The 13807-nt window shown below is 44.5% G+C and carries 17 protein-coding genes and 1 pseudogene; 10 read left to right on the top strand and 8 right to left on the bottom strand.

Going from position 1 to position 13807, the window contains the following annotated elements:
* Positions 1–119: 119 nt before the first annotated feature.
* Both AACV78_RS20810 and AACV78_RS20805 read right to left on the bottom strand, forming a co-directional pair.
* A complete protein-coding gene (locus AACV78_RS20810; RefSeq protein ID WP_194009437.1) occupies positions 120–1511 on the bottom strand; it encodes a malic enzyme-like NAD(P)-binding protein in 1392 nt (463 codons plus the stop codon).
* A 624-nt stretch (positions 1512–2135) separates the two neighbouring features.
* The gene (locus AACV78_RS20805; protein ID WP_194009436.1) at positions 2136–2531 is read right to left on the bottom strand and encodes a hypothetical protein; all 396 of its coding nucleotides are present in this window, start codon (positions 2529–2531) and stop codon (positions 2136–2138) included.
* 293 nt (positions 2532–2824) lie between these two features.
* On the opposite strand from AACV78_RS20805, the gene argS reads away from it, so the two are divergent.
* Positions 2825–4582, top strand: coding sequence for an arginine--tRNA ligase (argS, locus tag AACV78_RS20800; RefSeq protein ID WP_194009435.1), 1758 nt, complete (start codon positions 2825–2827; stop codon positions 4580–4582).
* A 272-nt stretch (positions 4583–4854) separates the two neighbouring features.
* Here argS and AACV78_RS20795 read toward each other — a convergent pair whose 3' ends face one another.
* The 5 genes from AACV78_RS20795 to AACV78_RS20775 all read right to left on the bottom strand — a co-directional run bounded on the left by AACV78_RS20795 (position 4855) and on the right by AACV78_RS20775 (position 7449).
* Positions 4855–5094, bottom strand: a complete 240-nt coding sequence (locus AACV78_RS20795) for a hypothetical protein (protein WP_228042364.1) — start codon at positions 5092–5094, stop codon at positions 4855–4857.
* A 116-nt stretch (positions 5095–5210) separates the two neighbouring features.
* Positions 5211–5429, bottom strand: a complete 219-nt coding sequence (locus tag AACV78_RS20790) for a hypothetical protein (RefSeq protein ID WP_194009434.1) — start codon at positions 5427–5429, stop codon at positions 5211–5213.
* 62 nt (positions 5430–5491) lie between these two features.
* Positions 5492–6334 (bottom strand): ATP-grasp domain-containing protein, encoded by an 843-nt coding sequence (locus AACV78_RS20785; RefSeq protein ID WP_194009433.1) that lies wholly within the window; start codon positions 6332–6334, stop codon positions 5492–5494.
* Positions 6335–6420: 86 nt separating this feature from the next.
* Positions 6421–7110, bottom strand: a complete 690-nt coding sequence (locus tag AACV78_RS20780; RefSeq protein ID WP_194009432.1) for a M78 family metallopeptidase domain-containing protein — start codon at positions 7108–7110, stop codon at positions 6421–6423.
* Positions 7111–7125: 15 nt separating this feature from the next.
* On the bottom strand, positions 7126–7449 hold the full coding sequence (locus AACV78_RS20775) for a helix-turn-helix domain-containing protein (RefSeq protein ID WP_006634885.1): 324 nt from the start codon (positions 7447–7449) through the stop codon (positions 7126–7128).
* Between the two features lie 86 nt (positions 7450–7535).
* Here AACV78_RS20775 and AACV78_RS20770 point away from each other — a divergent pair, with 86 nt between their 5' ends.
* The 9 genes from AACV78_RS20770 to AACV78_RS20730 all read left to right on the top strand — a co-directional run bounded on the left by AACV78_RS20770 (position 7536) and on the right by AACV78_RS20730 (position 13199).
* Entirely contained in the window at positions 7536–7664 is a 129-nt protein-coding gene (locus tag AACV78_RS20770; protein WP_255512937.1) for a hypothetical protein, read from the top strand.
* A 38-nt stretch (positions 7665–7702) separates the two neighbouring features.
* Positions 7703–7969, top strand: a complete 267-nt coding sequence (locus AACV78_RS20765; protein ID WP_194009431.1) for a hypothetical protein — start codon at positions 7703–7705, stop codon at positions 7967–7969.
* Between the two features lie 119 nt (positions 7970–8088).
* Positions 8089–8793: a hypothetical protein gene (locus tag AACV78_RS20760; RefSeq protein ID WP_194013017.1), complete on the top strand. Its 705-nt coding sequence runs from the start codon at positions 8089–8091 to the stop codon at positions 8791–8793.
* A gap of 61 nt (positions 8794–8854) precedes the next feature.
* The gene (locus tag AACV78_RS20755; RefSeq protein ID WP_194013016.1) at positions 8855–9223 is read left to right on the top strand and encodes a hypothetical protein; all 369 of its coding nucleotides are present in this window, start codon (positions 8855–8857) and stop codon (positions 9221–9223) included.
* 57 nt (positions 9224–9280) lie between these two features.
* Positions 9281–10258: a coiled-coil domain-containing protein gene (locus tag AACV78_RS20750; protein WP_194013015.1), complete on the top strand. Its 978-nt coding sequence runs from the start codon at positions 9281–9283 to the stop codon at positions 10256–10258.
* Positions 10259–10329: 71 nt separating this feature from the next.
* Positions 10330–11409 carry a coiled-coil domain-containing protein gene (locus AACV78_RS20745; protein WP_194013014.1) on the top strand — a complete coding sequence of 360 codons (1080 nt, stop codon included), beginning with the start codon at positions 10330–10332 and terminating at the stop codon, positions 11407–11409.
* Between the two features lie 145 nt (positions 11410–11554).
* Complete coding sequence (locus AACV78_RS20740) at positions 11555–12277, top strand: DUF433 domain-containing protein (protein WP_194013013.1); 723 nt, start codon at positions 11555–11557, stop codon at positions 12275–12277.
* On the top strand, positions 12274–12696 hold the full coding sequence (locus AACV78_RS20735) for a PIN-like domain-containing protein (protein WP_194013012.1): 423 nt from the start codon (positions 12274–12276) through the stop codon (positions 12694–12696). Before AACV78_RS20740 ends, AACV78_RS20735 begins: the two co-directional genes overlap by 4 nt.
* A gap of 221 nt (positions 12697–12917) precedes the next feature.
* Positions 12918–13199, top strand: a complete 282-nt coding sequence (locus AACV78_RS20730; protein ID WP_194013011.1) for a YiaA/YiaB family inner membrane protein — start codon at positions 12918–12920, stop codon at positions 13197–13199.
* A gap of 34 nt (positions 13200–13233) precedes the next feature.
* On the opposite strand, the pseudogene AACV78_RS20725 reads toward AACV78_RS20730, so the two are convergent.
* A pseudogene (locus AACV78_RS20725) lies at positions 13234–13807 on the bottom strand (IS4 family transposase); the annotation flags it as partial.

The raw sequence follows: 13807 nt of genomic DNA, 5'->3' as shown, positions 1-13807 counted from the left end.
ATCTAGTTTATTGTAACTTTTATAACTCGGTAAGGAAGTTCGACCAAGAAAGCCGAACTTCCCTCTATGCGTTACATCAGTTAAATCTGCGATCGAATCCGTTGCGGAACTTCGTTCAATTAATCGCGGGCGATACCTTCGGCGCGGGCGGCCAACTGCACTGCATCGGCGACTGCTATCGCAACTCTTTCGTCAAAAACAGATGGTATAATATGTTCTTTGTCAAGTTGAGAAGAGCTGACTAAAGAGGCGATCGCGTAAGCTGCACCCAAATACATACTCGTCGTAATCGTGCTAGCTTTGCAGTCCAAAGCACCTCGAAATATCCCCGGAAATGCCAAAACATTGTTAATTTGATTTGGGTAGTCGCTGCGTCCGGTAGCAATAATTGCCGCATCCTCAGTAATTAATTCTGGCTGAATTTCGGGAATGGGATTTGCCATTGCAAAAACAATCGGATTCTCGGCCATCGATTGCACCATCGATCGCGTCAGCACGCCGGGGGCGCTAACGCCTAAAAATACATCCGCACCGGCGATCGCATCTGCCAAAGTACCGCCCTTGGCCACAGCAAATTCTAGTTTTTCTGGGTTCATGTCCGTGCGGTCTTTGGAGAGGACACCTTTGGAGTCGCACATGATGATGTTTTCGGCACCTGCTTTACGCAGCAAGCGGGCGATCGCGACTCCGGCCGCACCGGCACCGTTAATCACGATACACACTTGGGCGAGGGATTTTTTGACGAATTTCAAGGCATTAATTAATGCTGCCAAACTGACAATTGCAGTGCCGTGTTGGTCGTCGTGAAAAATTGGAATATTTAAAGTTTCCCGCAATCTTGCTTCGATTTCAAAGCAGCGGGGAGCAGAAATATCTTCGAGATTCACTCCCCCAAAAACCGGGGCAATGTTCTGTACTGTACGAATAATTTCTTCGGTATCTTGGGTGTTCAGACAGATAGGAAAGGCATCAATTCCGGCAAATTCTTTAAATAGCATGGCTTTGCCTTCCATGACCGGCAGGGCGGCCTCTGGCCCCAGGTTTCCCAGTCCTAAAATTGCACTGCCGTCGGTAACAATGGCAACAGTATTTTGTTTGATTGTGAGGTTGTAAACTTGTTGCGGATCCTTGGCGATCGCAGTACAAATGCGGCCGACTCCGGGGGTGTAGGCCATTGCCAAATCTGACTGGCGTTTGAGGGAAATTTTGCTTTCTACTCTGATTTTTCCGCCTCGGTGCAAGTGGAAAGTGCGATCGTACACGTCGATCACTTTGATATCCGGTAGCGCTTTCACGGCTTGGACTATTTCTTCGCTGTGCTCGGTGCTCGAAGCATCGACGGTGATATCGCGAACTGTAGTGGCGCGGGTTTGTTCGATCGAGTCGATTTGTCCTAAGTTGCCGCCTGCAGAGGCGATCGCGTTGATGACGCTGGCGAGCATTCCCGGCTGGTTCGGCACAGCAACGCGAATCGTTAAACTAAAGCTGGGGTTCGGTGTCAGTTTTACCATGATGGCTTAATTTGAGATTTGAGAATTTCAATCTTAGATTTTATCGCCCATATTAGACATAAAATTTAATAATTAAAATTTTCAACTTAAATTTTTAACAAATTCTCCGATCGCGGCAGAGCGATCGCACTATATATCGCCGTAGGGGTGCGTCAGTTTCAAAGTGTTTGAATTGGAGCGAAACTGCAAGCTGACACACCCTATAGCGGTTCTCAAAAAAGTGAGGATAGCCCTAGGCCCACGGCGACCTATGCCCTATGCCCTATGCCCTATAGTCATAGAAGAGAAGGCTCTACTAACTCTCAACTGTCTTTTGAAGCGAGACACTCAGAAATTTTATGCGGCGTTTTGGAGGCTTTGATGGTGGAGCTAAAAAGTAGATGCACGGCTGTTTGAGCCGGCAGGTAAAAATCAGAGCGACTGACAAGCGAGCCTTTTATATATTAATTTTCCCGACTTGTTTAACACTCTTTTATAGCGAGTGCAATGTTGCTTTCGATCGAATTACCTGCACGATTTGCCCTCTAGATTCCAGCAACTGAACTAACAAGCAATCTATTCGATGCCTGCACGCTGCACAGCTTGGGCAGATCGCAGCGATTTGCTGGTTGCTAACTGTCAATTTTAGCGATCGTTCGCAGCATCCGCACAAATAATAGTAAAGAATTTGCAAGCAATACAATCGGGGGGAACTTTTTCTGAGTTTGGGAGTTCGACAGGTTGCTCGTCTTCGCTGCTGGTGGGAAAGATGCACAGGCCAACTTGTCTGACTCCAGCCATGAGTTCGACAACTCGATCTAAAATGCTGTCGATTCTTTGAATTAGTTCGTCTGCTACATCCAGACTCGGCGCGATGATGAAAAAGGTTTTGACTCCTTCGGGACAAGCGGCGAAGCCGAGGGTGCAATCTTCTAATAGTGCTTGAGTTGAAAGACTCAGAGGCTCATCGAAGCGAGCGATTACTGCTCGATCAAAGGCTTGTGTCAGAGAACGATCGCCAAAAACAGGTTGAGATAACATAACTACTTCCTTTCGTAGGATTTTTGGGAGCCTTGAAAAAATTTTAACATACCTTAATGTAAGCGATTTAACAAAATTATTTAGCGATCGCGATCGTTGACTATATGTGATCTTGACGGGTTTGTTTGGCGATCGGCATTGTGATAATCTGTAATCTAAGATACGAAACGCTGTGATTGAGGTCAGGATAGAAAATATTATCGAGGGGGAAATCCCCCCAGCAGTAAAGCTAAAAGTTGCGATCGACCTCAACCCCTAGCGTTTAAAATAAATATCCAATCAAAATATTAAAGATGAACTCGATCGCCCAACAGTTAAAAACCCGATTTGAAAAAGCCTTCACCTCCGCATTCGGCGAGAGTTATGCAGGTACAGATCCGATGCTAGCCGCCGCCAGCAATCCCAACTTTGGGGACTTTCAGTGCAACGCGGCAATGAGTTTGGGCAAAAAGTTAGGAAAGCCCCCGCGGGATCTCGCCTCTGCTATTATTGAAAATCTCGACATCGCCGACATCTGCGAAACCCCAGAAATCGCCGGCCCGGGGTTTATCAATTTGAAGCTCAAACCGGCTTATTTGGAAGCGCAAGTTAGGGCGATCGCGATCGACCCTCGTTTGGGGATTTCACCGACTAAAACGCCTCAGAGAGTGGCGATCGACTTTTCGAGTCCGAATATCGCCAAAGAAATGCACGTCGGACATTTGCGATCGACAATCATCGGAGATGCGATCGCCCGCACCCTCGAATTTCAAGGCCACGACGTACTCAGAATCAACCACATCGGCGACTGGGGCACCCAATTCGGAATGCTGATCGCATACTTGCGCGAAGTTCACCCCGAAGCATTAACAACCGCTGACGCTCTAGATTTAGGCGATTTAGTCGCATTTTACCGCCAAGCAAAACAGCGCTTCGACACAGACGAAACCTTCAAAGAAACCGCCCGCCAAGAAGTAGTAAAACTCCAAGCCGGGGCGGAAGACACCCGCCGCGCCTGGAAACTGCTGTGCGATCAATCCCGCCGCGAATTCCAAGTAATCTACGACTTACTAGACATCAAACTAACCGAACGAGGCGAATCCTTTTACAATCCATTATTGCCCGCAGTAGTCGAAGATTTAAACAAGTTAGGTTTGCTAGTAGAAAGCGACGGCGCGAAATGCGTTTTTGTAGAAGGTTTCACCAACAAAGAAGGCGAACCCCTGCCGCTAATTGTCCAGAAAACCGACGGCGGCTACAACTATGCAACAACAGATTTAGCAGCCATCCGCTACCGCATCCAAAACGACAGTGCAAAGCGCATCATTTACATCACCGATTCGGGACAAGCCAACCATTTCGCCCAAGTATTTGCAGTTGCGAGAAAAGCCGGTTGGATTCCTGAAGATGTCGAAATTGTCCACGTTCCCTTCGGTTTGGTATTGGGCGAAGACGGAAAAAGGTTAAAAACTCGTTCTGGGGATACAGTGCGATTGCAAGATTTGCTCGATGAGGCGATCGTCCGCACGCGCCAAGATTTAGAAGACAGATTAAAAGCCGAGGAAAGACAGGAAACTGAGGAATTTATTGCTAACGTATCTCGCACAGTTGGTTTAAGTGCGGTTAAGTATGCCGATTTAAGTCAAAATCGCGCTAGTAACTATGTATTTAGCTACGACAAAATGCTTGCATTGCAAGGAAATACCGCACCTTATATGCTGTATGCCTACGTGCGCGTCCAGGGCATTCGCCGCAAAGGAGAGATTGATTTTGACAACTTAGATGCAGGTGCAAAAGTGATTTTGCAGTCCGATGCCGAGTTAGTCTTGGCAAAGCATTTATTGCAGTTCAATGAAGTTATAAATTCTGTGGGCGGCGATTTGTTGCCGAATCGAATTTGTCAGTATTTGTTTGAATTGAGTCAAAAATTCAATCAATTTTTTGAGCAATGTCCGGTGTTGAAAGCCGAGGAACCGCTGCGGACTTCGCGGCTAATGTTGTGCGATTTGACGGCGAGGACTTTGAAGTTGGGGTTAGGATTGTTGGGGATTCAAGTGTTGGAGAGGATGTAATACCATTTCTCTAAAATCATGCAATACTCTCCGACCCCCCCTAGCCCCCCCCTTAGCAAGGGGGGGACAAGAATACTGTTGCATTATTTTTTGAAATTGGTATAATCTAAGGTTTGTAGCTGTAGGGTGCGTGAGAGCAATAAATATTTGAATCTAGGTGATGAAACTGTTTGCACTCACGCACCGCCCAAAGTCTTGAACAATAGCGATGCAACCGGAAATAAGATAATTTTAACCGCCGATCAACGCCGATCAACGCTGATGAAAGAGGATTATTCTGCATCAATTCCTTGCCACAGTTCAGAAAGCGGTACAGTCTCCCCAGTCATTGCTTCCTTCCATCCTTGACGAAAACAATCTTCGGCTGACTTCAGCGGTTCCTCAGCAAGAACAATAACGCGGACTCGGCGACCCGAAAATTCTGAAGAATGCGCGAGAACTTCTTCCCAAGTTCCCTCTACTTCTAACAGTTGTAGTGTCATATCAAATCCATTTGTATCCGAATTATTCATCTCTCTTCTCTTCCTCTGCGCCCTCTGCGCTCTCTGCGGTTAAATCACTCCGATCCAACCGCAAACGATAATTGCCCTTAAATCGATCGGCAAAGTACACCTTAATTGAAAAAGACTCACTCTGCATCAATACCTTCCCACAGTTCCGATACAGGTCTAGTTTTTCCTGTCTTGATTTCCAGCCATGCTTGTCGAAAGCTCTCTTCTGGAGATGGAAGTGCTTCTTCATCTTCGTTAGCAAGAACAGTAATGCGAACTCGGCGACCCGAAAATTCTGAAGAATGCGCGAGAACTTCTTCCCAAGTTCCCTCAAATTCTAACAATTGTGCTGTCATTGCTTTGACTCTTTTTAAAATTAGAATTTAGTAAATTGTAGCGCATTCCTCAAATCGAGCATTTACGGCTTTTTGTTAAAAATTAAGCTCTCCAGAAGACCTTTAAACATTGTTACGACAATTTGGCGATCGTTATCTCTCACAAAAATATCGTAATTGGGACTTGAGTTAATTTCAATCAACCAATATTTTCCATTGTTATCTAGCGCAATGTCAAGCCCCGCATAATTAATCGCCATTTCATCAAAAACAGGTTTAACAAAATCTTCAATCTCTGACATGAGAGCAGGATTAATTATATGTTTGGCTTTTGCACCTTCCCAGTGCAGCGGGCTTAAATTCCCCGCAAATTCAGCCTGAGATTTGTCTTTCTCGTACAGCAAAACTAGCTTTTCTTTGCAGAAAACAGCCCGATATTCGCGGACAATTTCGATATATTCTTGAGCGAGCGCCACATAGTCATAATCTTTGCTGTTGACGTTAAATATAATTTCTAGAGCTGCTTTAATTTGCTCTATAGTTTTACACAAAAAAACATTGTTGCCACCAGCACCGCGATTTCTTTTGAGAATCACCGGGAAAGCGAAATTTGTGTTTACTTCTAAAACAATTGATTCAATATCTGGGAAAGTTAAATATTTTTTATACTTCTCCTCGCAGTGAGGCGAGACAAAACTGAGAGTTTTGGGAGTATTTATCTTGCCCTTTAAGATTTGATAGGTATATTCTTTGTCTTTAAAAATCTCTGCTGCTGACGCGCTGTTAAATGGCGTCATGTAATTGACAAAATAATATTCTTCGCCGCCGTGTTTGATTCTAATCAAGTTTTGGGTAGGATGCAGGATTTCGCAAGGGATATTTAATTCCTCACAAGCTGCCAGCAGGATTTCAATATTGGTTAGCATAAAATGTAACTGAATTAGAAAGTAATTTTAAAGATTTGAGATTAGAGAATCGCTTCCAAATCTCAAACCTCAAATTGAATCAAATTTTATCCAAACAACCGCTGCTGTCCGTTTGCCGCATCTTTCCCGGCATAAATCTCGCGCGTTCCCTTGGGAATGTAAATCCAGTCGAACTCTTGCAGGCGGTTTGTCAAGTTGGAAATGCTGACTCCCAATTCATCTCTCATTTTGTATAAATGCGACCATTTTGTTAAATCGCGTCCCTTTCTTTTATCTTCCAAAACAACTCGGGGCATTAACAAACAGCTTGCAAAATATTGGGCTTGCCATTCGATCGACGCAATTTTGGTATTCGCGATCGCACCCCGACAAACAAACGGTTCTTCGACATCAGACGCTGTTTTTTCTCGATCGCCCAAATTGAGTTCCAACTGTTCGACAGTACCGTCTGCTTCGTCTTGATTGACGTGCAGCACCCAGTGGCCGATTTCGTGGGCGATCGTCGATTCGATGAACCCCGGCGGTTTTTCGAGAATCAATTCGTTGATTTCGATTAACCGCTGCTGGGGTAAAATCCTGGCGGCGATCGCACCTTCTTCATCCGGCTCAATGCAGTCCCAAACTACGCCCAAATCCAGAAAATCAGCAACCGTCGTCGCTTCAAAAGGCCATTTCGGAGCAAACTTTTGCGTTTTCTGCATCTGCATTAAAATGTCATTTGCCAAACGCTCGATCGATTCTTTGGGATAGAAGCAATACGGTTTAAAAATACTCACTATCAGGGGCCTCTCTTACGCTTCAAAAGATTGTTTGAGCCAATCTGGATTTTCTTGCATCCGGCGGAAAAGAGCCTGCATTTCCTTCGGATTCTGCTTCAGCAGCGCTTCGTACTGCTGAGGCAGTCTCCCCGCCAAAAAAATCAATTCCTCTTCGTTAATGTCGAGATTCCGCGCCAATGCTCGAATTACTTCCTCTTTTGGCGCGTAATCGGCGCGATCGTTCTCCAACTTCGACAAATAAGTAAAATCCACACTTAGCATAGCAGCAAGCTCACGTTGTGAGTAAGCCTTATCCTTGCGAGCTTGACGGATCAGTCTTCCAAATGTTTGTTCCACGGTTTTTCGCCTCCTGACAAGCATTCTAGCCTGTTTTGATGAAAACTTCAACAAAATACTTGACGGGAAAATCAACATGCGCTACCATGAATTTAGTTGACCCTTTAGTCAACTGTCGTGACCGCACTGCTGTGGTTAAAAGTGGAAATCAGCTAAAAAAACACGCTATATATAGCGCCGCTAAGTTGAGAGGAGCGATCGCCAGCCGGATCTAAACCCTTGTACGCAGCAAATAAGGAGGAACAGATAGCAAATGCTGAGAACCTGGACAGACACGCATTACAAGCTTGAAGACGATGACTGGCTATACATCGCCACCCACGAAGAACAAAGTTCGGCCTCACTGGTTTGTCCGGGCTACGCGCGGGATGGCGAAGGCTTCAGCATCCACTTCACCCCAGCCCACCTAGAAACCTTAGAGCATTTGCTCACCGCCCTGCGGATTATTCAAGCTCAACAAGAGGCGATGCTTGAGTACAAATATCCCGAACCAAAAGCTACAACACATCTCATTCGGTAATCGGAAGGGGAGATGGGGAGATGGGGAGATGGGGAGAATTAGCCAATTACCAATTACCAATTCCCAATTACCAATTCCCAATTGTCTGTAAATCAATAAAGAACTAAGGAAAAACAACAATGACTACTAAAACACAAGAAAGACCTACATTTTCAGTATTTGGTGCCAAACCGAACAATGCTTTGCTAGTACCAGAAATCCCGATCGCCGTTCGCAACAACTGCCAAAGCGGCCAGTGGGCGATCGGCGATACCGATTACGGTTCCAAGTGTTCGATCACCATCCTCAAATTTGCCAAATTTTTCGGTTCCCTCGGTCAAACTTCCCACACACTTTGGGGTCAACTTTGGTTCGTCGCAGAAACAGGCGAACTCCCCCAAGGAGTTGTCATGGTGACATACATCAAAAACCGCAGTTTAAACGATTTTAACCGTTTAGTCGCATCAGTTCAATCGCGCGGCGTAGAGCCAGCAACCGGAATATTTGTTCCCGAATTCGTCAAACATTCCGGTCAAAAACCAGACGACAGCGGAGTAGTAAAACCAATTAATTACTACAGTTTAAAATGGTCGTGGATGGAGCGAAAAGACTGGGCAGTTATCGATCAAGCAGCAGCAGTTTTGTCCGATCCGAGCAATCAATCGCGGATGATTGACTTAGAAGGAACCAGGGCTATGATCTGTTTAGACAACCTACCAGCAGCACAAGTTGCGTCCTTGATGGCCGCTCACACTAGCGGTGAAAGCGATGCTATTGCTTTGAATTCTAACGGCGGTATGTCGCTACCGCCAGCGGAAGATAGAGCCACTGCTGACTTGTTCTAATTTTGTGGAAAAGGCGCGATTTAATCGCGCTTTTTCCGTAACTGTGACAGCGAAGAGCCAAATGAAAAAAGTCACTAAAATCAAAACCCAACCAAACCTGCAAGAAAGCCGTTTGAGAGAGAATTTCGAGATGCTCGATCGCATTCGGGATGATACAGTCAACGACATCGAAAGTCTTACCGAAGACTTCCAGCACATGACTGTAGTTGCCGAATCTATCCGGCGGAATTACCGAGCTTTGCTTTCGGAAAATCAACTGCTAAAAAACACGCTTTTAAGTATAGTTGAGGAGTGCGAATGCTGGCAAAGCAATCGGTGCGATCGCTGTCAAAAAATTCTCAAATCTCTAGACAGCAATAATCCCGACTTTCCACCGAATGCAGCCAAAGAATACCGATCTATTCTCAGCCAACTGCGGAACTTAGGATAACTTAAAACGTCTCACAAACCAACCCTGCAAAAGTTTGAATCAGGAGCAACAAACCTTATGACACTAGCAACAGCCAAAGATAGCAAAACCAAGATTTTGCAAAGTTTTCACCAAATTTTAGCAGACAAAAAAAAGATTGAATCGAAAGTCGAAACTAAGGAACAGTCAGCGGAAAAAGCCAAAAGCAAACAACTCCTAGAAGTTGCTTCTACCTACACAATTGATAGCATCGTCAAAGGCTTGGCAGACTTGCAATTAGATTTCGGTAGCATCACCAGCGGACTTTCGGAAAAACTGAAGGCGGAATCTGCGAAATTAGATGAATTAAAACGGGCGATCGAAATTGAAGCCGAACAATTGCAAGAGTTGCAGCAAGTTAGAGTTGTAGCAGACGCTCTCCACATTTTAACTCAAGAACACCGGGAAAAACTGACGCTCCTCGAACAAAACGCCGCCAACCAGCGCGAAGTATTGGAAAAAGATACAACCCAAAAGCGCAAGATTTGGGAAAAAGAACAGCAAGAATTTGATGCAGCATTTCAAGAACAAACTGCACTCACAACAAAAGGGCGCCAGCAGGAAACAGCCGATTATCAATACGAATTGCAGCGCGCTCGCAAAATTGAAACCGACGAATACGAAGAAACGAAGCGCAAACTAGAACGGCAATTGGAAGAATCTACCCGCGAAAAAGACAAAAACTGGGCGGAAAGAGAAAAAGCCCTCAGCGACAATCAAGCGGAGTTTGAAGAGAATCAAAGGAAAGCCGCTGGATTTGAAGAAGAACTCAAACAGGCTTATGTGAAAGCCAAAGAAGAAGCTATTCAAGAAGTTTCCCGCGAAGCTAAAGTCAAGGCAGATTTAGCGGACAAGGAATGGGAAGGAAGCAAGCAGGGATATGAGTTGAAAGTGCAATCTTTACAGCAGACTATTGCGCGGCAAACTGAACAAATTGCTGAGATTTCCGCGCAACTGCAAGCTACGATGAAGCAAGCGCAAGATTTGGCAATGAAAGCTTTTGCGAGCAAAGCTTAAAACTCGGTTCGCAGTGAGGACTTAATTCCTGACTGCGAACCTAATTCACCACTATTAACAAATCAAAAGCCATGAACAAAAAAGTTAGCGACAAAAGCACCAAGGCTGAAATCTTAGAAGCGTACAAGGAAGCCGCGCAAGAAAAAGCTGCATTAGAATTGCAAATCAAACAGCTAAATGCTTCCCCAAAGCAAGCAGCAGTTCCTGAAAAACTTATTGTGGAGGCACAAAAATCAATGGTTTCAACTCAAACTCAACAAAAAATGCAGTCCACAATCGACAATTTGATTTTGCTGCAATTTGGCTTTGGTGGCGCTGTCAGCGAGTTGTCTGAAAAGTTAACTTCCGAAGCTACTAAATTGGAAGAATTGCGGCGCGTTGTGGGGGAGGAAGTTCAACAACTGCAAGAGTTGCACGGTTTAGAAGATGTTGCGGAAGATACGCTGGATAATTTAATTCAGCAGTACGAAGAAAGTGCGAAAACTTTTACTGACGAACTCAGCGAACGGCGCGAAACTGTTGAACAGGAGTTGTTGGAACTGCGGCTGGCTTGGGAAAAAGAGCAGGAATTGCAAAAGTTGGCAGTGAAAGAACGCAATGATAATCAGCAAAAAGCTCGCAGCCGGGATGAGGAGTTGTATGATTACGATCTGAATCTTCAGCGAAATCTGGATATCGAAGAATACGAACAGCGCCAGCAAAGGCTTTATCAAGAAATTGAAGAGTTTCGCCAGGAACAGGAGAAACAGTGGGCGGAACGGGAAAAATCTATTTCGGAACGGGAAAGTTTGTCTGCGGATGTTAAGGCTAAGGTGGAAGCTTTTCCGAAGGAATTGGAAGCTAATATCAAGAATGGGAAGGATACTGGTCGCAATATTGGCAATTATCAAGCTAAGGTTAAGGCGGATTTGTTGGCTAAAGATATTGAAGGACAAAAGCAAAATTATGAGCTGCAAATTCAAGGGATGTTGCAGACTATTCAAAATCAAGATGCGCGGCTTGCTAGTTTGTCACAGCAACTTGATTCTGCTTTGAAACAGGTTCAAGATTTGGCGGTGAAGGCGATTGAGGGTTCGTCGAATTTGAGTTCTTTCCAAGCTGTGAGGGAAATTGCGATCGAACAAGCTAAGACTCAGCAGAAAAATAAGTAGATACAGCGCTTTTAGGAGCTAATTAGGTTGCTTTAGATACCCGATTTCTTGAAGAAGTCGGGTATCTGGGTATGGTCGGGAGAGATTTTTGCGATCGCCCGCGAACTGTGCAAAAATATAAGTATTTAGGCTGGAGGTAAGTGCTATGGCTGATAGTAACAACTTGGAACTGCGGGATATTCCGATATATTCTATCCCTCAAGCAGCACAATATCTCAGGCTGCGGAGAGATATGTTGCGACATTGGGTTGTTGGCTGGTACTCGCAAACAAAAACGGACAAGCACTTCTTTGAGCCGTTGATTGAGTTACCTCAACACAATAATCTTGAACTGCTGCCCCAGTCCAAAACTACACTACTTTCTTTCACAAATTTGGTAGAGGCTCATGTCTTGATGGCTATTGTTAAGGCTACAGGCTTCTCCCGCAAGCAACTTAGCACCACTCTCAAATGTGTCAACCGTAATTTTTCTACTCCTCACTTATACGCTCGAATTGAGTTTCAAGTCGAGGGAATTGCTCTTTTGTTTGAGAGATGCGGACAGAAGCTTGCAGCATCCGGCAGGGAACAGGAAGCAAGGCAGATTCTAGACATTTATTTCGATCGCATTGTACGAGATGAAGCTGGATTACCTATCAAACTCTTCCCTTTCACGAAGCTACCAGGTTCCGACGAACCTAAAACAGTGATGATTGACCCCACAATCTCCTTTGGTCGCCCAGTTTTGGCTGGAACTGGCATTCCCACAGCTATGCTGGCAGAACGTTACAAAGCGGGTGATTCCATCGATGAACTTGCTGAGGACTATAATTGCGATCGGCTCCAAATAGAGGAAGGTATTCGCTGCGAACTTCCGCTAGTAGCATGAATGAGATATTTTTCATCGATCGATGTTTAGGAACAAAACTGGCAGATTCGTTACGAAAGGCGGGGGCGACAGTAGAAATTCATGACGATCGTTTTAAGCAAGATGTCAAGGATGAGGATTGGCTGAGGATAGTTGGAGAAAGCAATTGGGTTGTACTTACAAAGGACAAGAAAATTGCTAGCCGTCCTTTGGAGTTATTGGCTGTGGCTCAAGGTAATGTACGGCTGTTTGCATTTGTGGGTGGCGATGTTTCTGGAGTTGTAGTGGCACAAGCTTTTGTAAATGCCTTAGAAAATATGCAACGATTTATTCGGGGGAATCAAGCACCTTTTATTGCTAAGGTGTACCAGTCGGGTTTGGTAAAGCCCTGCAAAAACCAAAAGGAACTTTTGAGGATTCTCCCTAAAACCAGTGAGTAAATCATCTCAAAGTTAATCTCGATTAGTCCAGTTTATAAACTGTCTACTTTTTTCCAGGCTCCAAGAGTATGAAAACCTACCTACAACGTTGTAGCTTTTAGTAAAAAGCCCGATCGCCCTGTGCACTTCTAGAAACTGTCCTTTGTTCTCCTGACCGCTTCATTCACGCTCATTATTGTATAAGTTAATCAACCAAAATATCTATTTGGGGTTTAAAGATTATGTCACAACAAATCCTACGTCAAAAAGATACTAATGCTTGGATTCTTCAGTGCTGGGTTTCTTTTATTGTTGCCATTTCTGCAACTACTGTTGGTGTGATTTATTTACAGGTAGATCCTTGGCAAAAGGCTTTTATGGGTATGGGTTTAACTTTTTCGGTTGGCTCGTCTTTTACTTTAGCAAAAACCATTCGCGATAACAACGAGTCAACAAGATTGACTGCGAGAATTGATGAAGCGAGGGTTGAGAAAATTCTCGCGGAACATCATCCTCTCAAATGAATTTGAATTATACCTGGGGGGGTGACAAAGAGGTCTACGAGATAGACTGTATAAGGGTTGCAGCCCGCATACCTTGTTGATAAAAGCGGCGTTTAGAAGGACTTAACTTCATTAACTGTTCCACATCGAAAGAATATTGTTCGAGATAATGAACCCACTTTTCAGCATCTACGCCAACACCAAATGTACTCCGTCTACGATATTTTTTCTTGGGTTCTTTGCGACGAGATACATATTTTTGTACCTGCTTTTTTCTCAATTCAGTGCCTTGAAATATTGCCGAACTGTAGGCAAGCGTCATCAGGAGAATCATATTAATAAGTCTGTTTCCTTCGAGGCTAGTTCCTTCAAGATCGTAGCCTCCTTTTTTACAGTCTCGAAACATTTCTTCAATGCCCATCCGCTGCTTATAAGCATTGATTGCTGCTGGCAATGAACCTAAATCCGTGAGAATAAACCAAGCTTCTTTAACTTGATATTTCCCATAATTTCTTTTCCATTTACAAGCAAGCTCAAATCCGGTGGCAGGCCGACTTTTTCTCACTCTTTTTCCTTGAACATATAAAGAGGTTCCTGGTACTATCCCTAATTCTTCTAACCGTTGCCAA

The organism is Tychonema sp. LEGE 07196, from assembly GCF_963890365.1.
Classification (GTDB): Bacteria; Cyanobacteriota; Cyanobacteriia; order Cyanobacteriales; family Microcoleaceae; genus Microcoleus.
Note: the sequence above shows the minus strand (reverse complement) of the source record. Positions and strands in the feature narration are given on the sequence as shown.